At 58.8% G+C, this 21,974-nt stretch carries 22 protein-coding genes and 1 tRNA gene; 18 read left to right on the top strand and 5 right to left on the bottom strand.

Annotated elements, in window-relative coordinates:
* From WLY71_RS20025 to WLY71_RS20015, 3 genes are all read left to right on the top strand, one after another.
* Complete coding sequence (locus tag WLY71_RS20025; protein ID WP_347804919.1) at nucleotides 1–477, top strand: YchJ family protein; 477 nt, start codon at nucleotides 1–3, stop codon at nucleotides 475–477.
* Nucleotides 478–612: 135 nt separating this feature from the next.
* On the top strand, nucleotides 613–1,107 hold the full coding sequence (locus WLY71_RS20020) for an LEA/WHy family protein (protein ID WP_347804918.1): 495 nt from the start codon (nucleotides 613–615) through the stop codon (nucleotides 1,105–1,107).
* A complete protein-coding gene (locus tag WLY71_RS20015) occupies nucleotides 1,104–1,313 on the top strand; it encodes an SEC-C metal-binding domain-containing protein (protein ID WP_007906737.1) in 210 nt (69 codons plus the stop codon). Before WLY71_RS20020 ends, WLY71_RS20015 begins: the two co-directional genes overlap by 4 nt.
* A 138-nt stretch (nucleotides 1,314–1,451) precedes the next feature.
* Here WLY71_RS20015 and WLY71_RS20010 read toward each other — a convergent pair whose 3' ends face one another.
* Nucleotides 1,452–2,003 (bottom strand): cysteine hydrolase family protein, encoded by a 552-nt coding sequence (locus WLY71_RS20010; protein WP_347804927.1) that lies wholly within the window; start codon nucleotides 2,001–2,003, stop codon nucleotides 1,452–1,454.
* 146 nt (nucleotides 2,004–2,149) lie between these two features.
* Between WLY71_RS20010 and WLY71_RS20005 the strand changes: the two genes are divergently transcribed.
* From WLY71_RS20005 to WLY71_RS19965, 9 genes are all read left to right on the top strand, one after another.
* Nucleotides 2,150–2,794, top strand: coding sequence for a glutathione S-transferase N-terminal domain-containing protein (locus WLY71_RS20005; protein ID WP_347804917.1), 645 nt, complete (start codon nucleotides 2,150–2,152; stop codon nucleotides 2,792–2,794).
* Nucleotides 2,795–3,002: 208 nt separating this feature from the next.
* Nucleotides 3,003–5,453 (top strand): penicillin acylase family protein, encoded by a 2,451-nt coding sequence (locus tag WLY71_RS20000; RefSeq protein ID WP_347804916.1) that lies wholly within the window; start codon nucleotides 3,003–3,005, stop codon nucleotides 5,451–5,453.
* A 177-nt stretch (nucleotides 5,454–5,630) separates the two neighbouring features.
* A complete protein-coding gene (locus WLY71_RS19995) occupies nucleotides 5,631–6,665 on the top strand; it encodes a ligase-associated DNA damage response exonuclease (protein WP_347804915.1) in 1,035 nt (344 codons plus the stop codon).
* Nucleotides 6,662–8,350, top strand: coding sequence for an ATP-dependent DNA ligase (locus tag WLY71_RS19990; RefSeq protein WP_347804914.1), 1,689 nt, complete (start codon nucleotides 6,662–6,664; stop codon nucleotides 8,348–8,350). The genes WLY71_RS19995 and WLY71_RS19990 overlap by 4 nt, the downstream gene beginning before the upstream one ends.
* Before the next feature lie 245 nt (nucleotides 8,351–8,595).
* Nucleotides 8,596–9,378 carry a transporter substrate-binding domain-containing protein gene (locus tag WLY71_RS19985; RefSeq protein WP_347804913.1) on the top strand — a complete coding sequence of 261 codons (783 nt, stop codon included), beginning with the start codon at nucleotides 8,596–8,598 and terminating at the stop codon, nucleotides 9,376–9,378.
* A 56-nt stretch (nucleotides 9,379–9,434) separates the two neighbouring features.
* On the top strand, nucleotides 9,435–10,163 hold the full coding sequence (locus tag WLY71_RS19980) for an ABC transporter permease (RefSeq protein WP_008153927.1): 729 nt from the start codon (nucleotides 9,435–9,437) through the stop codon (nucleotides 10,161–10,163).
* On the top strand, nucleotides 10,160–10,870 hold the full coding sequence (locus tag WLY71_RS19975) for an ABC transporter permease (RefSeq protein WP_347804912.1): 711 nt from the start codon (nucleotides 10,160–10,162) through the stop codon (nucleotides 10,868–10,870). Before WLY71_RS19980 ends, WLY71_RS19975 begins: the two co-directional genes overlap by 4 nt.
* Before the next feature lie 24 nt (nucleotides 10,871–10,894).
* On the top strand, nucleotides 10,895–12,013 hold the full coding sequence (locus WLY71_RS19970; protein WP_347804911.1) for a succinylglutamate desuccinylase/aspartoacylase family protein: 1,119 nt from the start codon (nucleotides 10,895–10,897) through the stop codon (nucleotides 12,011–12,013).
* A gap of 13 nt (nucleotides 12,014–12,026) precedes the next feature.
* On the top strand, nucleotides 12,027–12,791 hold the full coding sequence (locus WLY71_RS19965; protein ID WP_347804910.1) for an ABC transporter ATP-binding protein: 765 nt from the start codon (nucleotides 12,027–12,029) through the stop codon (nucleotides 12,789–12,791).
* 110 nt (nucleotides 12,792–12,901) lie between these two features.
* Here the strand turns inward: WLY71_RS19965 and WLY71_RS19960 are convergent, their stop codons facing one another.
* Together WLY71_RS19960 and dcd are read right to left on the bottom strand one after the other, a co-directional pair.
* A complete protein-coding gene (locus WLY71_RS19960; RefSeq protein WP_017336784.1) occupies nucleotides 12,902–13,111 on the bottom strand; it encodes a hypothetical protein in 210 nt (69 codons plus the stop codon).
* A 106-nt stretch (nucleotides 13,112–13,217) separates the two neighbouring features.
* Nucleotides 13,218–13,784 carry a dCTP deaminase gene (gene dcd / locus WLY71_RS19955; RefSeq protein ID WP_007904652.1) on the bottom strand — a complete coding sequence of 189 codons (567 nt, stop codon included), beginning with the start codon at nucleotides 13,782–13,784 and terminating at the stop codon, nucleotides 13,218–13,220.
* Nucleotides 13,785–14,138: 354 nt separating this feature from the next.
* Here dcd and WLY71_RS19950 point away from each other — a divergent pair, with 354 nt between their 5' ends.
* Nucleotides 14,139–14,348 carry a cold-shock protein gene (locus WLY71_RS19950; RefSeq protein ID WP_002554837.1) on the top strand — a complete coding sequence of 70 codons (210 nt, stop codon included), beginning with the start codon at nucleotides 14,139–14,141 and terminating at the stop codon, nucleotides 14,346–14,348.
* A 110-nt stretch (nucleotides 14,349–14,458) separates the two neighbouring features.
* On the opposite strand, the gene WLY71_RS19945 is transcribed toward WLY71_RS19950, so the two are convergent.
* The gene (locus WLY71_RS19945) at nucleotides 14,459–15,466 is read right to left on the bottom strand and encodes a DUF481 domain-containing protein (RefSeq protein ID WP_347804909.1); all 1,008 of its coding nucleotides are present in this window, start codon (nucleotides 15,464–15,466) and stop codon (nucleotides 14,459–14,461) included.
* A 163-nt stretch (nucleotides 15,467–15,629) separates the two neighbouring features.
* Here WLY71_RS19945 and WLY71_RS19940 point away from each other — a divergent pair, with 163 nt between their 5' ends.
* The 4 genes from WLY71_RS19940 (at nucleotide 15,630) to WLY71_RS19925 (ending at nucleotide 20,424) form a co-directional block, all read left to right on the top strand.
* Nucleotides 15,630–15,983, top strand: a complete 354-nt coding sequence (locus WLY71_RS19940) for an MGMT family protein (RefSeq protein ID WP_008153938.1) — start codon at nucleotides 15,630–15,632, stop codon at nucleotides 15,981–15,983.
* 44 nt (nucleotides 15,984–16,027) lie between these two features.
* Nucleotides 16,028–17,593 carry an AmpG family muropeptide MFS transporter gene (locus WLY71_RS19935; protein WP_283183256.1) on the top strand — a complete coding sequence of 522 codons (1,566 nt, stop codon included), beginning with the start codon at nucleotides 16,028–16,030 and terminating at the stop codon, nucleotides 17,591–17,593.
* A gap of 144 nt (nucleotides 17,594–17,737) precedes the next feature.
* On the top strand, nucleotides 17,738–19,453 hold the full coding sequence (locus WLY71_RS19930; RefSeq protein WP_347804908.1) for a proline--tRNA ligase: 1,716 nt from the start codon (nucleotides 17,738–17,740) through the stop codon (nucleotides 19,451–19,453).
* Between the two features lie 17 nt (nucleotides 19,454–19,470).
* The gene (locus tag WLY71_RS19925; protein ID WP_347804907.1) at nucleotides 19,471–20,424 is read left to right on the top strand and encodes a hypothetical protein; all 954 of its coding nucleotides are present in this window, start codon (nucleotides 19,471–19,473) and stop codon (nucleotides 20,422–20,424) included.
* 101 nt (nucleotides 20,425–20,525) lie between these two features.
* On the opposite strand, the gene dinB is transcribed toward WLY71_RS19925, so the two are convergent.
* Entirely contained in the window at nucleotides 20,526–21,590 is a 1,065-nt protein-coding gene (dinB, locus tag WLY71_RS19920; protein ID WP_347804906.1) for a DNA polymerase IV, read from the bottom strand.
* 301 nt (nucleotides 21,591–21,891) lie between these two features.
* On the opposite strand from dinB, the gene WLY71_RS19915 reads away from it, so the two are divergent.
* A tRNA-Met gene (locus WLY71_RS19915) sits at nucleotides 21,892–21,968 on the top strand.
* Nucleotides 21,969–21,974 lie beyond the last annotated feature (6 nt).

Genomic DNA, 21,974 nt, shown 5'->3' with positions numbered 1-21,974 from the left:
ATGAGTACATCCATTTGCCCCTGCGGTAGCGGCACCCCGCTTGATGCCTGCTGCGGTCATTACCATGCCGGTCATCCGGCGCCGTGTGCCGAAGCCTTGATGCGTTCGCGCTACAGCGCCTACGTACTGGGGCTGATCGATTATCTGGTGGCGACCACCCTGCCCGCACAACAGGCAGGCCTCGATCGACAGTCCATCAGCGACTGGAGCGCCCAAAGCACCTGGCTGGGCCTTGAAGTGGAAAGCTCCGAGGTCTTGGGCGGCCAGCCGGAACACGCCTTCGTGACGTTCACTGCGCGCTGGCACGACGGCGGCGGTGAACACAGCCACCGCGAGCGCTCGTCGTTCGTGCAGAACGCCGGCCACTGGTACTTCATTGACCCCACCGTACAACTCAAGGCCGGGCGCAATGATGCGTGCCCTTGCGCCAGCGGGCAGAAGTTCAAGAAGTGTTGTGCGGGTTATTTCAGCAGTTGAAGTGACGTCAAAAGATCGTCCGAACGCGGCCCGAGCCTTCGGCAGCTCCTACGGGTTTACGCCGATCCAGTGTAGGAGCTGCCGAAGGCTGCGATCTTTTAGGGCTAGACTGGTGCTCAAGGGAGAAACCCGACCATGACCACCCGACGGCTCGTACTACATCTGCTCACCCTGCTCCTGTTTCTGGGGCTTGGCGGCTGTGCGTCCTGGTTCGGCGATGATCTGCCGGATCCGCAGGTGCATCTGGTCAAGGTCGAAGTCGTCCAGGCCAAACTGATGCAGCAGCGATTCCTGCTGCACTTTCGCGTCGACAACCCCAACGACAGTGACCTGACGGTGCGGGGCATCGAGTACCGCATTCATTTGGGCGACATGCTGCTGACCGAAGGCGAGCACGAACACTGGTTTACTGTCGGTCCAAAACGCAGTGCCTACTTTAAAGTGCCGATCCGCACCAACTTGTGGCCCAAGGTGCGGGATCTGGTGAAACTGCTGAAAAAACCCGACCAGCCGATTCCCTATCGTCTGGAAGGTGAACTGGAAACCGGTTTATTCATCGCGCACTACGTGCACCTGGCGCGCAATGGCGTGATAATCCCCGCCGATTTAATTCCGGAGCAAAACCGATGACCCAGCAACCCCATGTCCATGGCCCTGACTGCAACCACGATCATGACCATCACGACCACCATGATCACGACCATGGCCATGTCCACGGCCCGAACTGCGGCCACGCCCACCAGGAACCGGTGCGCAACGCCCTGAAAGACGTCGGCCGCAACGACCCTTGCCCCTGCGGCAACGGCAAGAAATTCAAGAAGTGCCACGGCGCTTGATGCTTCAGGCGAAGAACTTCTTCGCCTGTTGAATCGCCTTCGCGAGCAGGCTCGCTCCCACATTAGATCGCATTCTCAAGGTAGATGCGGTCAAGTGTGGGAGCGAGCCTGCTCGCGAAGAGGCCCTCAAAGTCACCCTCACTTCAGGATCTGCGCAGTGCTCACGACCGTCGCATATTCCCCCTGCAAATTACCCAGCGACATCGCGTGCACCTCCTCGGCTGTATGGGCTTTACCAAAGTAGTCGGCCTTGTCGAACGTAAAGCACGCATCCTCCGCCACCCACGCATCAAACCCCAGGTTACCGGCCGTTCGCGCCGTGGATTCCACCGAGTTGTTGGTCGCTACGCCGACAATGACCAACTGATCGATCCCCGCCTCTCGCAAACTTTTCTCAAGCCCCGTCGCACAAAACGCATCCGGCACCTGCTTTTGAATAAGCTGCTCACCGGTCTGTGGCTGAAACCGCTCCTGAAACTCCACCCCCGATTGCTGCGGCCAGAACACTGAGTCAGGTGAACGGGACAAGTGCTGCACGTGAATGATCGGTCGCCCGGTTCGACGCCAATCCCCTAGCAAATCGAGGATTCGCTGCTCGGCCTGAAGATTATTTCGGCGACCCAGTTTGGGATGCAGGATGCCTTTTTGTTGATCGATGATGATCAGCGCCGCGTTTGTTTTGAGCTCCATGCCGGTTTTTCTCATGCGGGGTCATTGAATTTCCCGCACTTCAGCATCACCTGTTCCTACAGGCAAGCTATCGAACGCAAACAGGACGACCTGATGCCGGCGTTTGCTGTCCGCAAGTAACGACGTCTCTAGATTTGGAGTACTCCATGATCGACCTGTATTACTGGACCACCCCCAACGGCCACAAAATCTCGATATTCCTGGAAGAAGCCGGCCTGCCCTACAACGTGCACCCGATCAACATCAGCCAGAACGACCAGTTCAAACCCGAATTTCTGAAAATCTCCCCGAACAACAAAATTCCGGCCATCGTTGATCCCGAACCGGCCGATGGCGGTGAGCCATTGGCACTGTTCGAGTCCGGGGCAATTCTGTTGTACCTGGCAGAGAAAACCGGCAAGTTCCTGCCCAAAGACCTGCGCGGTCGCCAACAAACGCTGCAATGGTTGTTCTGGCAGATGGGCGGCCTGGGGCAGATGGCCGGGCAGAATCATCACTTCAGCCAGTTCGCGCCGGAGAAGATCCCTTACGCAATCAAGCGCTACATCGACGAGACCGCCCGCCTCTACGGGGTACTCGACAAGCAGCTGGCCGATCAAGACTTCGTCGCCGGCAGCGAATACAGCATTGCCGACATGGCGATCTACCCGTGGATCGTTTCCCACAAATGGCAGAGCCAGAACCTGGAAGACTTCCCCAACGTGCTGCGCTGGTTCAACCACATCCAGAACCGTCCGGCGACGGTGAAGGCGTATGCCCTGGTGGCCAAGATCAATCCGCCTAAATCCTGATGGAAGATCAAAAGATCGCAGCCTCGTTTCACTCGACAGCTCCTAAAGGGAATGCAAAACCGTGTAGGAGCTGTCGAGTGAAACGAGGCTGCGATCTTTTTGCGTTCCACAGACAAATCCTGAAATAACCTGATACCCCGCTTGCGCGGGCACCTCCTGCTCACTAACGTAGCGCCTTTAATGACGCTACCCCCGCAGGAGCTTTGCCATGGCCTCGCCAGCCCTTACACATTTTCTTCCCCGGTTCGGCGTTGCCGCAGCAGTGGCCGGTGTTTTGAGCCTGACCGGTTGTCAGACCTGGAACACCCAGGACACCCTCCCGCCGACCACCGGCGTACAGCCGCTCAAGGGCCTGGCGCAGAACGTTTCGGTACGTCGCAATGCCATGGGCATGCCGTTGATCGAAAGCAACACCTTTCACGACGCGCTGTTCACCCTGGGTTACGTCCACGCCACCGACCGCATCACGCAAATGGTCACCCTGCGCCTGTTGGCTCAGGGCCGCTTGTCGGAGATGTCCGGTTCGGACCTGCTGGACGCTGACCGCTACATGCGCGCCGTCAATCTGAAGAAAAGCGCCGGCGAGCTGTACAAGGCGTCTTCGCCGCGCCTCAAACGCTTCTTCGAAGTCTATGCCCGCGGCGTCAACGCCTACCTGTTCCGCTATCGCGACAAACTGCCAGCGGATTTCGCGGCCACCGGCTACAAGCCTGAATACTGGAAGCCGGAAGACTCGGCGCTGATTTTCTGCCTGCTGAACTTCAGCCAGTCGGCCAACCTGCCGGAAGAAATTTCGTCGCTGATGCTGGCCCAGACCGTCAGCAACGACAAACTCCCGTGGCTGACCCCGTCCGCTCCCGATGAAAAACTGCCGCAGGCCGACGCTGAAAAACTTCAGGGCATCAAGCTCAACGGGCAAATCCCGGGCCTGGCCGAGATCAGCAAAGCCACGAGACAACTGTCCGATCTGAATCTGCTGGGCGCCACCTCGTCGAACAACTGGGCGATCGGCCCGCAACGCAGCCGCAGCGGCAAAAGCCTGCTGGCCAGCGACAGCCATGGACCACTGGGCGTGCCGTCGTTGTTCAGTTACGTACAGATTCGCGCGCCGAAGTACCAGGCTTCTGGTGTGACGATTGCCGGTTTGCCGATGGTGCTCGGCGGTTTCAACGGCAAAGTGGCGTGGAGCATGGCCACCGTCATGGGCGACAACCAGGACCTGTTCCTGGAAAAAATCAAACGCCAGGGCAACGGACTTTCCTACGAAGTTGGTGGCAAATGGCAGCCGGCGATCGTGCGCAACGAAACCTACTTCGTCAAAGGCCAGCGGCCGATTCGCGAAGTGGTGTACGAAACCCGCCATGGCCCGTTGCTCAACAGTGCCCAAGGCACGACGCTGGCTAACGGTTTTGGCCTGGCCTTGCAGACGCCGAACTTCACCGATGACAAGACCCTGGATGCGTTTTTCGACCTGTCCCGCGCCCAGACCGTCGAGAAAGCCTCGGACGCCAGCCGTGAAATCCGCGCCATCGCGCTGAACCTGGTATTTGCCGACGCCAGCAACATCGGCTGGCAAGTCACCGGTCGCTTCCCGAACCGTCGCGAAGGCGAAGGCCTGTTGCCGTCGCCGGGCTGGGAAGGTCGTTACGATTGGGATGGTTACGCCGACCCGATGCTCCATCCCTATGACCAGGATCCGGCCCAAGGCTGGCTCGGCACCGCCAACCAGCGAGTCATTCCGCATGGCTACGGCATGCAGTTGTCCAACTCCTGGTCGGCGCCGGAGCGTGGCGAACGCCTGGCCGAACTGGCAGGTGTGGGCAAACACGACACGCGCAGCCTGATCGCCATGCAATACGACCAGACCACCACTTTCGCTGCCAAGCTGAAGAAGATGTTTGAAGCGCCGGGCATGTCCCAGCCGCTCAAGCAGGCCATTGAAGCGTTGCCTGTGGCGGATCGTGGCAAGGCTCGCGAGGCGTATACCCGCCTGATGGCCTTCGACGGAAAACTCAGCCCGACCTCCGCTGATGCAGCGATTTACGAGTTGTTCCTGCAGCAAAGCACCCAGCAAATCTTCCTCGACGAACTGGGCCCGGAAAGCAGCCCGGCGTGGAAAGCCTTTATCGCCAACGGTAAGTTGTCCTACGCGGCCCAGGCCGATCACCTGCTGGGGCGTGAGGACAGTCCGTTCTGGGATGACGCTCGCACACCGCAGAAAGAAGATAAACCGGCGATCCTCGCCCGCAGTCTGGCGGCAGCGATCAGCGCGGGCGACAGTCAGTTGGGCGGCGATCACAAAGCCTGGCAATGGGGCAAGCTGCACCACTACGAGTGGAAAAACGCCAGTGGCCAGACTGTGCGCGGTCCACTGGCGGCCGGTGGCGACCACACCACGCTGAATACTGCAGCATTCGCCTGGGGTCAGGATTTCAACACCACCCTGGCGCCAGCCATGCGCTTTATCGTCGACTTCGGCCAGGCGGAACCACTGATGGGGCAGAACGGTACAGGGCAATCCGGTAATCCGGCGAGTCCGAACTACCTCGACAGCATTGATCCGTGGCTGAAGGGGCAATACATGAGTTTGCCGATGCAGCCGCAGAACTTTGACAAGGTGTATGGGAAGACGCGTTTGACGCTGACACCTGGCAAGTAAGTCAAAAAGACAAGATCAAAAGATCGCAGCCTTCGGCAGCTCCTACAGTGGATTCGCGTTCATCTGTAGGAGCTGCCGAAGGCTGCGATCTTTGTTTTTGATCTCTGAAAAAATCAATAGAACTTCTAGCCTCGCGCAAACCTCATAGCTAACAACTCCCTCCATTTTGGTAACAACGTGGATCTTGTTATCGCGCGTCCTGAAGGCTTGTACTGCCCGGCCGGAGATTTCTACATCGACCCGTGGCGGCCGGTCGAGCGTTCCGTCATCACCCACGCTCACGGCGACCATGCCCGCACCGGCAATCAGCATTATCTGGCGGCCGCGCCCGGCGAAGGGATTTTACGTGCGCGATTGGGCCAGGACATCAACCTGCAAACCCTGCCTTACGGTCAACCCCTGACCCACCATGGCGTCACTTTGAGTTTTCACCCCGCCGGCCACGTCCTCGGCTCGGCACAGGTGCGTCTGGAATATGGCGGCGAAGTCTGGGTTGCGTCGGGTGACTACAAGATCGAACCCGACGGCACCTGCGCGGCGTTCGAACCCGTGCGCTGCGATACCTTCATCACTGAATCGACCTTCGGCCTGCCTATTTATCGCTGGCAGCCCCAGGCGCACGTCTTTGCCGAGATCAATCAGTGGTGGCAAGCCAACGCCGCCGTCGACAAAACCAGCGTGTTGTTCTGCTATGCGTTCGGCAAGGCGCAGCGAATTCTCCACGGCATCGATGCCAGCCTCGGCCCCATTCTGGTGCATGGCGCCGTGGAACCGCTCAATCAGGTTTATCGCGAAGGTGGTATTTATTTACCGCCAACGATCTATGCCGGCGAGGTAAAAAAGAGCGACCCTATGATGCGCAAGGCGTTGGTCCTGGCCCCGCCTTCGGCTGGCGGCAGCAACTGGACGCGTCGCTTCGGTGACTACAGCGATGGCTTCGCCAGCGGCTGGATGCGTTTGCGTGGCACACGGCGGCGACGTGGCGTGGATCGCGGCTTCGTACTGTCTGACCACGCCGACTGGCCCGGCCTGCTCTGGGCCATCGAACAGACCGGTGCTGAGCGCGTGATGGTGACCCACGGTTCGGTCGGAGTACTGGTGCGCCATCTGCGCGAACAGGGCCTCGATGCCATGAGTTTCAGCACCGAGTACGGCGACGATGAGGAAGAAAGCGCAGCCGTCGACCCCGAGAGCGCCGAGGTGCTGCCATGAAGGCGTTCGCCGAGTTGTACGCCGAACTCGATGCCACGACGTCGAGCAACGCCAAACTGGCGGCGATGCAACACTACTTCGCCGAGGCCGCGCCGGAAGATGCCGCATGGGATGTTTACTTTTTGTCCGGCGGGCGGCCTCGGCAACTGGTGCCGGTGCGCATCCTGCGAGAGTTGGCGGTGGAGATCTCCGGCCTCTCGCCGTGGCTGTTCGAAGAGAGTTATCAGGCGGTCGGCGATCTGGCGGAAACCATTTCGCTGGTACTGCCCGAAACGCTTCACAGCTCCAACGATGGATTGGCGGTCTGGATTGAACACAAACTGCTGCCGCTGCGCGGTGAAACCCCGCAAGTCCTCGCCGAGCGACTGCCTGCCCTGTGGTCGCAACTGGACCGCCAGAGCCTGATGCTCTGCATCAAACTGATCACCGGCAGCTTCCGCGTCGGGGTCTCCAAGTTGCTGGTCACCCGCGCCTTGGCGGCCATGGCCGGGCTCGACAGCAAACGCATCGCCCAGCGACTGGTGGGTTACACCGACCTGTCCAACCGCCCAAGCGCGTCCATTTACTTGAAGCTGATTGCCACTGAATCGTCTGACGAACATGCCCAACGCGGCGGTCAGCCCTATCCGTTTTTCCTCGCTCACGCGCTATCACAACCCGTTGAACAATTCGAAGCCCTGCTCGGCCCGGCCAGCCACTGGCAAGTGGAATGGAAGTGGGATGGCATCCGCGCCCAAGTGGTCAAACGCGACGGGCGACTGTGGGTCTGGTCGCGAGGTGAAGAGCTGGTCACCGAGCGCTTCCCCGAACTCGACAGTCTGGTTCACTGCTTGCCCGAGGGTACGGTGATCGACGGTGAAATCGTCGCCTGGAAAACCGAACACTCCACCACCGAGGACGCCTTCAACCCTCATTCCCCGGCTTCACCCGCGGTAAAGCCTTTCGCGCTGCTGCAACAGCGGATCGGCCGTAAAACACTGGACAAAAAAATCCTCGAAGAAGTGCCGGTGGTGGTCCTCGCCTACGACCTGCTGGAATGGCAGGGTGAAGACTGGCGCAACCAGCCTCAGTCCAGGCGTCGCACTCAACTGGAGCACGTCGTCGCCAGGAGCAACAACCCGGTGTTACTCCTTTCACCCCTGCTCACTGGCGAAGACTGGCTCGACCTCGCCCGACAACGACAGGCCTCCCGCAAGCTCGGTGTCGAAGGCATGATGCTCAAGGCCCGGGATGCGTTGTATGGCGTCGGGCGGACCAAGGACATGGGCGTCTGGTGGAAATGGAAAGTCGACCCGTTCAGCGTCGACGCGGTGCTGATTTATGCGCAACGCGGCCATGGTCGCCGCGCCAGTCTCTACAGCGATTACACCTTCGCCGTGTGGGACGGGCCGCCTGACGCAAGCGAACGGGTACTGGTGCCGTTCGCCAAGGCCTATTCAGGGCTGACAGACGAAGAAATGCGCCAGGTCGACAGCATCGTGCGCAAGACCACCGTAGAGAAATTCGGGCCGGTGAGCAGCGTGACGCCGAGCCTGGTGTTTGAACTGGGATTTGAAGGCATCGCCCTGTCCAAGCGACACAAGAGCGGGATTGCGGTGCGGTTTCCGAGGTTGCTGCGCTGGCGGCAGGATAAGTCGGTTGAGGACGCGGACAATCTGGGAACGTTGCAGGACCTGTTGAGCTAAACCAAATCCCTGTGGGAGCAAGCTCGCTCCCACAGGGTTTTGTGGTGATCCGATCTATATTGGTGCATCAAATTTTCAACGCCCGTTTTCGTGCACATATCCCTCCTTGCCATTTCTTGAATCACCTTTTAAAACACTTGTTCGGGACTATGGTTCGGAAATTGCTACTTTCATAAGGTCTTACGCTTTCCAGTAACAATAATTCTGCGCCACAAGCGCTCATATTGGTTTTTAGGGATTGAATAATGAAAAAAGCATTGCTGACCCTTTCTGCACTGGCGTTGTGCATGGCAGCCGGTTCCGCGCTGGCCAAGGAATACAAGGAATTGCGTTTTGGCGTTGATCCTTCCTACGCTCCGTTTGAGTCAAAAGCGGCTGACGGTAGCCTGGTAGGCTTCGACATCGATCTGGGTAACGCGATCTGCGCCGAGCTGAAGGTCAAGTGCAAATGGGTCGAAAGCGATTTCGACGGCATGATTCCGGGCCTGAAGGCCAATAAATTCGACGGTGTGATCTCTTCGATGACCGTCACCCCGGCCCGTGAAAAAGTCATCGACTTCTCCAACGAGCTGTTCTCCGGTCCAACTGCCTACGTATTCAAGAAAGGTTCCGGCCTGACCGAAGACGTCGCTTCGCTGAAGGGCAAGACCGTCGGCTACGAGCAAGGCACCATTCAGGAAGCCTATGCCAAAGCCGTTCTGGACAAGGCTGGCGTGAAAACCCAGGCCTATCAGAACCAGGATCAGGTGTATTCCGACCTGACTTCCGGTCGCCTCGATGCGGCGATCCAGGACATGCTGCAAGCCGAACTGGGCTTTTTGAAGTCGCCAAAAGGCGAGGGCTACGAAGTCAGCAAGCCAGTGGACAGCGAATTGCTTCCAGCCAAGACAGCTATCGGTATCTCTAAAGGTAACAAAGACCTCAAAGAGCTTTTGAATAAAGGTATCAAAGCGTTACACGACGATGGCACCTACGCCACCATTCAGAAGAAACACTTTGGCGATCTGAATCTGTACAGCGGCAAATAATGCCCGGCGCCCATCTTGCGATGGGCGCTTTTTTCACCCGATCAGGTTGCTGATTTATGTTCGAAAACCTACTACAAAACCTGGGGCTCTCAGCCTTCAGCCTCCAGGGCTTCGGTCCGTTGCTGATGGAAGGCACCTGGATGACCATCAAATTGTCGGTGTTGTCGCTGTTGGTGGCCGTTTTGCTCGGCTTGCTCGGTGCCAGCGCCAAGCTGTCAAAAGTCAAACTGGTGCGCGTACCGGCCCAGCTCTACACCACACTGATTCGCGGTGTGCCGGACCTGGTGCTGATGCTGTTGATCTTCTACAGCTTGCAAACCTGGCTGACGTCGTTTACCGATTTCATGGAATGGGAATACATCGAGATCAACCCGTTCAGCGCCGGGGTCATCACCCTGGGCTTCATTTATGGCGCGTATTTCACCGAAACCTTCCGTGGCGCGATTCTCGCGGTGCCACGGGGCCAGGTCGAAGCGGCAACCGCGTATGGCCTCAAGCGCGGCCAGCGTTTCTGGATCGTGGTGTTCCCGCAGATGATGCGTTTTGCCCTGCCGGGTATCGGTAACAACTGGATGGTGATGCTCAAGGCCACCGCACTGGTCTCGATCATCGGCCTCGCCGACCTGGTCAAGGCGGCGCAAGATGCCGGTAAAAGCACTTATCAGCTGTTCTACTTCCTGGTGCTTGCAGCGCTGATTTACCTGCTGATCACCAGCGCCTCCAACTTCGTCCTGCGCTGGCTCGAACGCCGCTACGCCGCCGGTTCCCGGGAGGCCGTACGATGATCGAACTCTTGCAGGAATACTGGAAACCTTTCCTTTATACCGACGGCTACAACATCACCGGCCTGGCCATGACCCTGTGGCTGCTCAGCGCGTCGATATTCATCGGTTTCGTGGTGTCGGTCCCGCTGTCCATCGCCCGGGTTTCGCCGCACTTCTACATCCGCTGGCCGGTTCAGTTCTTCACCTACCTGTTCCGCGGTACGCCTCTCTATATTCAGCTGCTGATCTGCTACACCGGGATTTACAGTCTGGCCGCCGTGCGCGCCCAACCTGTGCTGGATGCGTTCTTTCGCGATGCGATGAACTGCACGATCCTGGCCTTCGCCCTGAACACCTGCGCCTACACCACGGAGATTTTCGCCGGGGCGATTCGCAGCATGGCGCATGGTGAAGTCGAAGCGGCCAAGGCTTATGGTCTGACAGGCTGGAAGCTTTATGCCTACGTGATCATGCCTTCGGCCCTGCGTCGTTCGTTGCCTTATTACAGCAACGAAGTGATTTTGATGCTGCACTCGACCACCGTGGCATTCACCGCGACCATCCCGGACATCTTGAAAGTCGCGCGGGACGCCAACTCGGCAACCTTTCTGACGTTCCAGTCGTTCGGTATCGCCGCGCTGATCTACCTGACCGTTACCTTTGCGCTGGTCGGCCTGTTCCGCCTCGCCGAACGCCGATGGCTGGCCTTCCTCGGGCCGACCCACTAGGACCCGCTTTAGGAATAAAGAGACATGCGCCACCAGATTCATGACCTGCTGGCCCCGCTGCCGGGGACCGCTCGACAGATTCACAGCTTTCACTTCGGCCCATCATCAGCCAAAGGCAAGATTTACATCCAGTCATCCCTGCATGCCGACGAAATGCCCGGCATGCTGGTTGCCTGGCACCTCAAGCAACGTCTGGCGGAACTCGAAGCCGCCGGCCGTCTGCGCAGCGAAATCGTGCTGGTGCCGGTGGCCAACCCGGTCGGCCTCGAACAAGTGCTGATGGATGTGCCGCTGGGCCGTTACGACCTCGAAAGCGGGCAGAACTTCAATCGCTGGTTCGTCGATCTGAGCGAAGCCGTTGGCAACGAGCTCGAAGGCCGGCTCGGCGACGATCCGCAGCACAACCTCGAACTGATTCGCAGCAGCCTGCGCAATGCCCTCGCCCAACAGACTGCCAGCACGCAACTGCAATCCCAGCGCCTGGCTCTGCAACGGCTGGCCTGCGATGCCGACATGGTGCTGGACCTGCATTGCGATTTCGAAGCGGTCGCCCACCTTTACACCACGCCCGAGGCGTGGCCGCAAGTCGAGCCACTGGCGCGCTACATCGGTGCCGAAGCCAGCCTGCTGGCCACCGACTCCGGCGGGCACTCGTTCGATGAATGCTTCACCCTGCTCTGGTGGCAGTTGAAGGAACGCTTCGGCGAACACTTTGATATTCCGCTGGGCAGTTTTTCGGTCACCGTCGAATTGCGCGGTCAGGGTGACGTCAATCACCCGTTGGCCAGCCTCGATTGCCAGGCGCTGATCAATTACCTGATTCACTTCGGTGCCATTGCTGGCGAACCCGCGTCGCTGCCCGAGCTGCCTTACCCGGCCACGCCGCTAGCCGGTGTGACACCGGTGGCAACACCGGTCGGCGGGCTGCTGGTGTTCACCGCGCTGCCAGGGGAATACCTCGAAGCCGGGCAACTGATCGCTGAAATCATCGACCCGATCTTTGACCGCGTCACCCCCGTTCATTGCACCGTCGCCGGGTTGATGTACGCCCGCTCGCTACGGCGCATGGCCACTGCCGGCATGGTGATCGCCCACATTGCGGGCACCGAAGCCTATCGCAGCGGCTACCTACTTTCGCCTTGAGGATGCATGCCCCATGTACAAACTGACCATTGAAGGCCTGCATAAAAGCTATGGCGATCATCATGTGCTCAAAGGCGTTTCACTCAAGGCCAACACCGGCGACGTCATCAGCCTGATCGGCGCCAGCGGCTCGGGCAAAAGTACCTTCCTGCGCTGCATCAACTTTCTCGAACAGCCCAACGACGGCGCCATGAGCCTGGACGGCCAGAACATCCGCATGATCAAGGATCGCCACGGCATGCACGTGGCCGATGCCGACGAACTGCAACGGATCCGCACTCGCCTGGCCATGGTGTTCCAGCACTTCAACCTGTGGAGCCACATGACGGTGCTGGAAAACATCACCATGGCCCCGCGTCGGGTGCTGGGGTGCAGCAAGCAGGAAGCCGAAGACCGTGCCCGACGCTATCTCGACAAGGTGGGCCTGGCCTCGCGTGTGGCGGATCAATACCCGGCGTTTCTTTCCGGCGGTCAACAGCAACGCGTGGCGATTGCCCGGGCACTCGCCATGGAGCCGGAAGTGATGCTGTTCGACGAACCCACCTCGGCCCTCGATCCCGAACTGGTGGGTGAGGTGCTCAGGGTGATCCAGGGTCTGGCCGAGGAAGGCCGAACCATGATCATGGTGACCCACGAAATGAGCTTCGCCCGCAAAGTATCGAGCCAGGTGTTGTTTCTGCACCAGGGATTGGTCGAGGAAGAAGGCGCGCCGGAAGACGTGCTGGGCAACCCGAAAAGTGAGCGATTGAAGCAGTTCCTGAGCGGCAACCTCAAGTAACCCACCACCCGTAGGAGCAAAGCTTGCTCGCGATGAATGCGACGCGGTCCATTAACGACCGAGTTATCGTTCATCGCGAGCAAGCTTTGCTCCTGCACGCGTTTTGGGTATCAGGCTACAGGCGCGGGAGGCGGCTCATCCGGCAAGGTAGGTTCACCGGGCTCGGTGGGTTGTTCGTTGGGGGTATCGGGATCAGGCTGACCGGGGATGCCCCCTGCCATGCTGATAGGTGGATGTGCCAACAAGGACCAGGCCAAAACGCCAACCTGATTGGGCTCAAGCCTTGCCAGTTCGGCACTTATTCGGGGATCGATCTTCATAAAGCACTCCTGAGCGATGGCCCCGTCCGCGTTGCGCGAACCGGGCAGTACACCCAATAGAGTGTCTACCCGCTCAAGAATTCCCACGACTTGCCAGACGAACGGATCAGGTGCGTGGCAGGGTGACGCCGCGCTGGCCCTGATACTTGCCGCCACGGTCCTTGTAGGACACTTCGCACTCTTCGTCGGATTCAAGGAACAGCATCTGTGCCACGCCTTCGTTCGCGTAGATTTTCGCCGGCAGATTGGTGGTGTTGGAGAACTCCAGGGTCACATGACCCTCCCACTCAGGCTCAAGCGGCGTGACGTTGACGATGATACCGCAGCGCGCATAGGTGCTTTTACCCAGGCAAATGGTCAAGACATTACGCGGAATGCGGAAATATTCGACGGTGCTGGCCAGGGCGAAGGAGTTCGGTGGAATGATGCACACGTCGCTGTGGATGTCGACGAAGCTGCCGGCATCGAAGTTTTTCGGGTCGACGATAGCCGAATTGATGTTGGTGAACACCTTGAAATGATTTGTGCAACGCACATCGTAGCCGTAGCTTGACACCCCGTAGGAGATCACCCGGCTATCGTCGCTGCCGCGCACCTGGCGCTCTACGAAGGGCTCGATCATGCCGTGCTCTTGCGCCATGCGGCGAATCCACTTGTCCGATTTGATGCTCATGGCGGGTGTCCTGAATAGCGAGGTGGAAAAAATCTGTCCGGCATCTTACCGGGCGCGCGCTTCGGGTTCAAAGTCCGGGTCACAAATCTTGCCGATCCCCCGTAATTTCCGGGCCTTGCGGGAAAACCGGCGGACCGTCAGTCATGAAAACAGAGAAACCTTCGTCGCAAGCATTGGCACGTTCCGGAAAAAGGGTTAAGGTGGCGCCACTGTGCTGCTTGTGTCACTGAGAATCTCTACACGATATGTTGAATTTCGATCCAACCATCTACAAGAATTTTTCCTGCTCTTTGCACTCAGTCTCGGCCAGGGTTCTTCCTGTGTCGCAGTTATCTTTGTTCAAGGAGTTACACCATGTCTAATCGCCAAACTGGTACCGTTAAGTGGTTCAACGATGAAAAAGGCTTCGGCTTCATCACTCCACAATCCGGTGACGACCTGTTCGTTCACTTCAAAGCTATCCAATCCGACGGCTTCAAAAGCCTGAAAGAAGGCCAACAGGTTTCTTTCATCGCTACCCGCGGTCAGAAAGGCATGCAAGCTGAAGAAGTTCAAGTTATCTAACTTGTACTTGCTTTAGTAAAAAGCCCCGCCCTCAAAAGCGGGGCTTTTTTGTGCCTGTCTGTTTTGCAGGCAAAAAAAATCGCAGCCCATGGCTGCGATTTTTTTGCGTCTTACCAGGCCACACCAAACCCTGCGGTGTAGCGTGTCTTGTCTAAATCAGCATCGTCAGTGCCGCTAATAATGTCTCTCTCGGCCTTCAGATTAAGCGATGCCCATTCAGTCACTTTGTAGCGCAAGCCCATTTCGGCATCGAGCGCGTACTCCGCAACGTCCGACAACGGCTTACCCACTTCGCCGTTCGTGAAGAACTCCACCTTCTTACCGATCAGGTAGCGGTTGTAGTCCCACTTCATCGCCACGGAATAGAAGTTTTCTTTGCCGCCGTCTGCGAACTCATAGTCCGTGCGGTTGACCAGCGAGCCCAGCGAGAATGCGCCCAGCTCGTTGTCCCAGAACTGGTAACCGGGGCCGGTACCGACGGTGCGCTGGCGAGACAGCTCTTCGACCTTGTCGCGCTTGTAGACCGCGCGCCCTTGCCAGAACCATTTTTCGGTCAGGAAACGGTCGAGAGAGTATTCGCCCCGCCAGTTGTCGGTAGTGACCACGTCATCCTGAAATTCGCGGTTGTACTCGCCTTCTGCGGTGTGTCGCCATCTGCCATGACGCGCAGAGGTCTTGAAGTCGATATCGTAATCGTCGGTGTCTTTCTCGGCCCGCTGATAATCCAGCGCCGCATCGACATTACCCTTCCACACCAAATCCTCGACGACAGGCTTGGGCTTGAGGATCTGCTGAATACTGGCCAGTTCGACGGTCTTGGGACCATCGCCATTGGCCAGGGTGACCTTGCCGTCCTCTGCCGCATGCAGTGCCTTGGCCTTTTCGCCGGTGTAGGCATCCTGCTTGACCAGCAACTGCTGATCGCTTTCCAGGGTTTTGACCTGCTTCCAGTCGATCGGGACGGCACCGGCGTATTCGGTCTGGATCAACAGCTTGCCGCCATCGAAAACGGTGATCTTGCCGCTCAGCTTGTCACCGTTCTTCAACCAGACGGTATCGGCGAGCAAGGGCGTGGAGGCACTGACGACAGCGAGGCACAGCAGGGTTCTGGACAACATAAGCAAATACAGGCTCAAGTTTGCGAAAAAAAGTCGGCATTATCCATACGAATAAGACTCTAGCAAGGACTGACCCGACTATTTCTATTGAGTTCATTTCTCAATGGGTGATCCAGGATTTACTCTACAGACGGTAAGGCGAACTTTTCCAGGAACTGCCGACGTGACCGACTCAACCACTGAAACCGATAGTCCGGCGCAAATCCGACGCACGGCGCTGTACCTGACTCTGGCGCAAGTCCCAGAGGGCAAAGTCGTGAGTTACGGTCAGCTCGCCGAGTTGGCGGGGCTGGGTCGCGCCGCCCGCTTCGTCGGACGGACACTGAGCCAACTGCCGGGCGACAGCAAATTACCCTGGCACCGCGTGCTCGGTGCGGGTGGGCGTATCAGCCTCCCCGCAGGCAGCCCTTCGGGGGATGAACAACGCGCGCGTTTGCGCATGGAGGGCATCAGTATCCTGAACAATCGTGTTGATATTCAGCGCCATGGCTGGCGCCCGGTAGAGCACAGCGGTTAGAGTGCGCGCTTTGTTTCCGTATTTCTTGAGGCAGACTCCAGCCCATGCCCCGTAAAACCTGGCGCGCCGCGCTCGCCGCCTATGCCAGCCCCTCGACGCTTGTACTGTTGCTGCTTGGTTTCGCCGCCGGCCTGCCCTACATGCTGGTGTTTTCGACACTTTCGGTCTGGCTGCGCGAAGCTGGCGTGGCTCGCGAAACCATTGGCTATGCAAGCCTGATCGGCCTGGCCTACGCCTTTAAATGGGTCTGGTCACCGCTGCTCGACCAATGGCGCCTGCCATTTCTCGGCAAGCTCGGTCGCCGACGTTCCTGGCTGGTGCTTTCCCAGGCACTGGTCATCCTCGGCCTGATCGGGATGGGTTTCTGCGACCCGCAAAAGCATTTGTCCTGGTTGATCGCCATTGCGGTGGTCGTTGCTTTCGCCTCGGCGACACAAGACATCGCAGTCGACGCCTATCGCCTGGAAATCGCCGACGACACCCGCCAGGCCGCCCTCGCCGCCAGTTACATGTCCGGTTATCGGATCGCCGCGCTGCTGGCCACCGCCGGCGCCCTGTTCTTCGCTGAAGGCTTCGGCTCCACCGGTTTCAACTATAAGCATTCGGCATGGGCCGGCACCTACATCCTGTTCGGTGCCTTGATGGTTCCGGCGCTGCTGACCTCCTTTTTCATGCGCGAACCGCCGGTGCCGCTGCGCACGCAGCTTCAGGCCGGGCGCTACAGCTTTGTGCATCAACTGGCATCGGTGTTTGTGCTGATCGTGCTGTTGGTTTCCGTGCCGGCCATGTTCACTCAGTTGTACAACACCGATTTCGCCAGCGTGCTGTTCGAAGGCGTGAGCGTGCTCGACCTGCTGCTCGAAGACCGCGCGTTCCTGCGGGCAATCCTCTACACCACGCTCACCGCAATGTGCCTGTCGGCCATTGGCCGCCGTGGACTGGCGCCGGTGCTGACGCCGATCAACGACTTCATTCTGCGCTACCGCTGGCAAGCGTTCCTGCTGCTTGGGCTGATCGCCACCTATCGGATGTCCGATACGGTCATGGGCGTGATGGCTAACGTGTTCTACATCGACCAAGGCTTCACCAAGGATCAGATTGCCAGCGTCAGCAAGATCTTTGGCCTGATCATGACCCTGGTCGGCGCCGGCATGGGCGGCCTGCTGATCGTGCGCTTCGGCATCTTGCCGATTCTGCTCATCGGCGGCATTGCATCAGCCGGCACCAACCTGCTGTTCCTGATGCTCGCCGACATGGGCGCCAACCTGAACATGCTGATTGGCACCATCTCCCTGGACAACTTCAGCTCGGGCCTGGCGACCTCGGCGTTCGTCGCCTACCTGTCGAGCCTGACCAACTTGAAGTTCTCCGCGACCCAGTACGCCCTGCTCAGCTCGATCATGCTCTTGCTGCCACGCCTGATCGGCGGCTACTCGGGGGTCATGGTGGAGAAATTCGGTTACCACAACTTCTTCCTGATCACTGCCCTGCTGGGCGTACCGACGCTGCTGTTGATCGCGTTGCACTGGTTCCAGGAGAGCCGCCGCGAAGGCCCGACGCCAACGCCGACACCAGAACCGGTTCCGACCCAGGTCGCGGAAGAATCGTAGGATCTTCAGCAGGAAGCAGAGCAGAGGGCGCGGGGATTCCCGCCCTCCCGCCACACCCTGCCGACCGCACGCCTGTACGCCAGCAGATCTCGCCCGTACAATGCTCCGTCATTTCTCGTCATCAGCAACCGACAACGGCCAACCATGCGCACCAGTCAATTTTTGCTCGCCACACAGAAAGAAACGCCTTCCGACGCGGTCGTGATCAGCCATCAGCTGATGCTGCGCGCCGGCATGATCCGCAAACTCGCCTCGGGCCTGTACACCTGGCTGCCGATGGGCTTGCGAGTGATGCGCAAGGTCGAAGCCGTCGTTCGTGAAGAAATGAACGCCGCGGGCTCTCTCGAAGTGTTGATGCCGAGCACCCAACCGGCTGAGCTGTGGCAGGAATCCGGTCGCTGGGAAGAATACGGCCCTGAATTGTTGCGCTTCAAGGATCGCCACGGTCGCGATTTCTGCGCCGGCCCGACTCACGAAGAAGTCATCACTGACCTGATGCGCAACGAGTTGAGCAGCTACAAACAGCTGCCAATCAACCTGTACCAAATCCAGACCAAATTCCGTGACGAAATCCGTCCACGCTTCGGTTTGATGCGCGGTCGCGAATTCATCATGAAGGACGCCTACTCCTTCCACGCTGACCAGCCATCACTGCAGGTCACCTACGACCGTATGCACCAGGCGTATTGCAACGTGTTCACCCGTCTGGGCCTGAAATTCCGCCCGGTTGAAGCCGACAACGGCTCGATCGGTGGTGCCGGCTCCCACGAGTTCCACGTACTGGCCGAGTCGGGCGAAGACGATATCGCCTTCAGCAACGGTTCCGACTACGCGGCGAACATCGAGAAAGCCGAAGCCGTGCCACGCGAGACCTCCCGCGCCGCTCCTGCCGAAGAGCTGCGCCTGGTCGACACGCCGAACGCCAAGACCATTGCGCAACTGGTCGAAGGCTTCAATCTGCCGATCGAAAAGACCATCAAGACCCTGGTGGTTCACGCTGAAGAGCAAGGCAAGCTGATTGCCCTGATCATCCGTGGCGACCACGAGCTGAACGAAATCAAGGCCGGCAACCAGCCTGGCGTTGCCAGCCCGCTGGTCATGGCCTCCGAAGCCGAACTGCGCGACGCCATTGGCGCCGGCGCCGGCTCCCTGGGCCCGTTGAACCTGCCACTGCCAATCATCATCGACCGTTCCGTCGAATTGATGAGCGACTTTGGCATCGGCGCCAACATCGACGACAAACACTACTTCGGCGTGAACTGGGAGCGTGATCTGCCGGTTCCGACCGTTGCCGACCTGCGCAACGTGGTCGCCGGCGACCCGAGCCCGGATGGCAAGGGAACCCTGGAAATCAAGCGCGGTATCGAAGTCGGGCACATCTTCCAGCTGGGCAACAAGTACAGCAAAGCGATGAAGTGCGAAGTGCTGGGCGAGAATGGCAAGCCAGTCACCCTGGAAATGGGTTGCTACGGCATCGGCGTTTCCCGCGTGGTGGCTGCGGCCATCGAGCAGAACAACGACGCCAACGGGATCATCTGGAGTGACACGCTGGCCCCGTTCCAGATCGCTCTGGTACCGTTGCGCTACGAAACCGAACAGGTTCGCGAAGCCACCGACAAGCTGTATGCAGAATTGACTGCCGCCGGCTTCGAAGTACTGCTGGACGACCGCGACAAGAAAACCAGCCCGGGCATCAAGTTTGCGGACATGGAGCTGATCGGCATTCCTCACCGGATCGTGGTCAGTGACCGCGGCCTCGCCGAAGGCAATCTTGAATACAAGAGCCGCACCGAGCCCGAAGCGCAAGCGCTGCCGGTCGCTGACGTGCTGTCCTTCCTTCAGTCCCGTATCCGCCGCTGACACCAGATAGAGAAGTCATGTTCAAGCGAAACACCTTAGGCCTCGGTGGTGCCGTCCTGTGCGGCACCCTGCTGGTCAGCGGCTGTGCCAACCACATGTCGCAACGCAGCGAGCACGAGGAACGTGTCGAGCGTAAATTGCTCGATCACAGCCTGCAGATCGATGTCGGCGAGCCGAAGGTGCTTGATCTGCCGCAACGTCGGGTGAAGATCCACGAGCAGAAAACGTTCGAAGTCACCGAATTCGAAGTCACACGCCACTACGACCGCTACACGCCTTACCAACCCTGGCGGGAGGCTTACGAGGTCCCGCTGGGTGCGGTGGCCGTGGTGGCCGGTGTCGGTGCAAACGTGGTCAACGTGTTCGCCCTTGGCAACCTGCCGGACAGCATGACGAAAGACTGGCTAAGCTACGGTTTCGCCGGGCTCAACCCGTTCATGAACGTGCAGTCTCATGGTCGCGCGCAACAGAACCTGGCGGGAATCGACGAGGTCCAGCTCGACAAGCGCACCGAATACTCAAGCCTGCCATGGAGCGAGCGTCCGGTTGAGGTCAAGGCCGGCAAGGAAACGTTCGAGATGAGCACCGACAAAAACGGTGTATTGCGCGTGAACCTGCTGGACAGCCCGTTCGCCGAACACGACATCAATCATTTGAGCCGGCTGCTGATCAGTGTCCAGGATGCTCAGGACGACGTGCACTCCAATTCGTCCCTGGCGGTCAGTAGCTCCTTGCGTGGCAAGCTGCTCGAAGCTCACGGGCTGATTTACGATGACCTCGAAGACGACGAAGTGAGCCAGTGGGTACACCGGGTCAAACGTTTGTCGGAACTGGGGCTGGAAGAAGAAGCCACCGAGCTGGAACAAAGCCTGATTGAACTGACGCGTAACGATCCCGAGTTGCAGACCGAATTCCTCAAGTCATTGACCAAGGATGCCGGGCGACTGGTCGCGGATCCGGGACCGAATTAACCTGCCTTAAAAGATCGCAGCCTTCGGCAGCTCCTACACTGGAATGCGTTCCTCTGTAGGAGCTGCCGAAGGCTCGGGCCGCGTTCGGACGATCTTTTGCTTTATTGACGTTCAAACAACTCCATCTGCTCAAACCCGCCCCGCAAATCCTCCAGCCGCACTCCAATCCCCAGCAACCGCACCGGTTTCCCGCCGCGATTGAACGCCTGGGTCAGCAACAACTGATAGCTCCCCAAATCCCGCCCTGCCCCGGCCTGCTCCAGAGTGGTCTGGGTGAAGTCATGGAATTTCACTTTGACGAACGGTTTGCCCGGTCGATAGCTGCTGTCGATTCGCGCCATGCGGCCGGCCAGGGTTTCCAGTAACTCGGGTAATTTATCGAGGCAGCTCACCAGATCCGGCAGGTCCACGTCGTAGGTGTTTTCGACACTGATCGACTGCCGACGACTGTCGTTGTGCACCAACCGGTCATCGATCCCACGGGCCAGGCTCCAGAGTCGCTCGCCGAAGCTGCCGAATTCTCGCACAAGCGCCAACTTGTCCCATTCGCGCAGATGCGAACAATCGACGATGCCAAGCCTGCCTAATTTGTCTGCGGTCACTTTGCCAACGCCGTGCAACTTGCTCACCGGCAAACCACTGACAAAATCCTCGACCTGATCCGGCGTAATGACGAACAAGCCGTTGGGCTTCTTCCAGTCGCTGGCGATCTTGGCCAGAAACTTGTTCGGCGCAACGCCCGCCGAAACGGTGATGTGAAGTTGATTAGAGACGCGACGGCGAATGTCCTGGGCAATCCGCGTGGCGCTGCCACCGAAATGCGCACTGTCCGATACGTCGAGGTAGGCCTCATCCAGGGAAAGCGGCTCGATCAAGTCGGTGTAATCGCGAAAGATCGTGTGAATTTCCTTAGAGGCTTCTCTATAGGCCTCCATGCGTGGCTTGACGATGGTCAGGTCCGGGCACAGCTTCAAGGCATGTCCGGAAGACATGGCCGAGCGCACCCCATAAGCCCGCGCCTCATAATTGCAGGTGGCGATCACTCCACGCCGATCCGCAGAACCGCCCACTGCCAGAGGTTTACCGGCCAGGCGCGGGTCGTCACGCATCTCGATGGCGGCGTAGAAGCAGTCACAATCGACGTGGATGATTTTTCGCTGCGTCATATAAAAGCATTGTTCATGGTGAAGAAATGGAGTACTGGCGAGTCAGATCGGCAGTATCTCACTGACACCTGTATATAGCACCAGTACTCTGAATGTTCTTTTCCACCCGTAGGAAAAGTGCCAGATGAATTTATTTTCTTAATCGAGAAGCTTCACCCGATAGAGCTGAAAGCCTTGCCACACCGACCTTACAGCCCATCACCCAGCCCTGTTTTCAAGCTAAGCGATTGAACGGGAAGAGGTTTTCTCTGGATTGAAGGTTGACAGCCTGCCGATCCTCTGTAGAATACCGACACACAGACGCGGGATGGAGCAGTCTGGTAGCTCGTCGGGCTCATAACCCGAAGGTCGTCGGTTCAAATCCGGCTCCCGCAACCAAACATC

The organism is Pseudomonas rossensis (assembly GCF_039888995.1).
Classification (GTDB): Bacteria; Pseudomonadota; Gammaproteobacteria; order Pseudomonadales; family Pseudomonadaceae; genus Aquipseudomonas; species Aquipseudomonas rossensis.
The sequence above is the reverse complement of the archived record's forward strand: the minus strand, read 5'-3'. Positions and strand labels throughout refer to the sequence as shown.

Excerpts from the sequence above, each read along its gene's own strand:
- WLY71_RS20025 (WP_347804919.1), top strand. The coding sequence starts at position 1 with ATGAGTACATCCATTTGCCCCTGCGGTAGCGGCACCCCGCTTGATGCC.
- WLY71_RS20020 (WP_347804918.1), top strand. The coding sequence starts at position 613 with ATGACCACCCGACGGCTCGTACTACATCTGCTCACCCTGCTCCTGTTT.
- WLY71_RS20015 (WP_007906737.1), top strand. The coding sequence starts at position 1,104 with ATGACCCAGCAACCCCATGTCCATGGCCCTGACTGCAACCACGATCAT.
- WLY71_RS20010 (WP_347804927.1), bottom strand. The coding sequence starts at position 2,003 with ATGGAGCTCAAAACAAACGCGGCGCTGATCATCATCGATCAACAAAAA.
- WLY71_RS20005 (WP_347804917.1), top strand. The coding sequence starts at position 2,150 with ATGATCGACCTGTATTACTGGACCACCCCCAACGGCCACAAAATCTCG.
- WLY71_RS20000 (WP_347804916.1), top strand. The coding sequence starts at position 3,003 with ATGGCCTCGCCAGCCCTTACACATTTTCTTCCCCGGTTCGGCGTTGCC.
- WLY71_RS19990 (WP_347804914.1), top strand. The coding sequence starts at position 6,662 with ATGAAGGCGTTCGCCGAGTTGTACGCCGAACTCGATGCCACGACGTCG.
- WLY71_RS19985 (WP_347804913.1), top strand. The coding sequence starts at position 8,596 with ATGAAAAAAGCATTGCTGACCCTTTCTGCACTGGCGTTGTGCATGGCA.
- WLY71_RS19980 (WP_008153927.1), top strand. The coding sequence starts at position 9,435 with ATGTTCGAAAACCTACTACAAAACCTGGGGCTCTCAGCCTTCAGCCTC.
- WLY71_RS19975 (WP_347804912.1), top strand. The coding sequence starts at position 10,160 with ATGATCGAACTCTTGCAGGAATACTGGAAACCTTTCCTTTATACCGAC.
- WLY71_RS19970 (WP_347804911.1), top strand. The coding sequence starts at position 10,895 with ATGCGCCACCAGATTCATGACCTGCTGGCCCCGCTGCCGGGGACCGCT.
- WLY71_RS19965 (WP_347804910.1), top strand. The coding sequence starts at position 12,027 with ATGTACAAACTGACCATTGAAGGCCTGCATAAAAGCTATGGCGATCAT.
- WLY71_RS19960 (WP_017336784.1), bottom strand. The coding sequence starts at position 13,111 with ATGAAGATCGATCCCCGAATAAGTGCCGAACTGGCAAGGCTTGAGCCC.
- dcd (WP_007904652.1), bottom strand. The coding sequence starts at position 13,784 with ATGAGCATCAAATCGGACAAGTGGATTCGCCGCATGGCGCAAGAGCAC.
- WLY71_RS19950 (WP_002554837.1), top strand. The coding sequence starts at position 14,139 with ATGTCTAATCGCCAAACTGGTACCGTTAAGTGGTTCAACGATGAAAAA.
- WLY71_RS19945 (WP_347804909.1), bottom strand. The coding sequence starts at position 15,466 with ATGTTGTCCAGAACCCTGCTGTGCCTCGCTGTCGTCAGTGCCTCCACG.
- WLY71_RS19935 (WP_283183256.1), top strand. The coding sequence starts at position 16,028 with ATGCCCCGTAAAACCTGGCGCGCCGCGCTCGCCGCCTATGCCAGCCCC.
- WLY71_RS19930 (WP_347804908.1), top strand. The coding sequence starts at position 17,738 with ATGCGCACCAGTCAATTTTTGCTCGCCACACAGAAAGAAACGCCTTCC.
- WLY71_RS19925 (WP_347804907.1), top strand. The coding sequence starts at position 19,471 with ATGTTCAAGCGAAACACCTTAGGCCTCGGTGGTGCCGTCCTGTGCGGC.
- dinB (WP_347804906.1), bottom strand. The coding sequence starts at position 21,590 with ATGACGCAGCGAAAAATCATCCACGTCGATTGTGACTGCTTCTACGCC.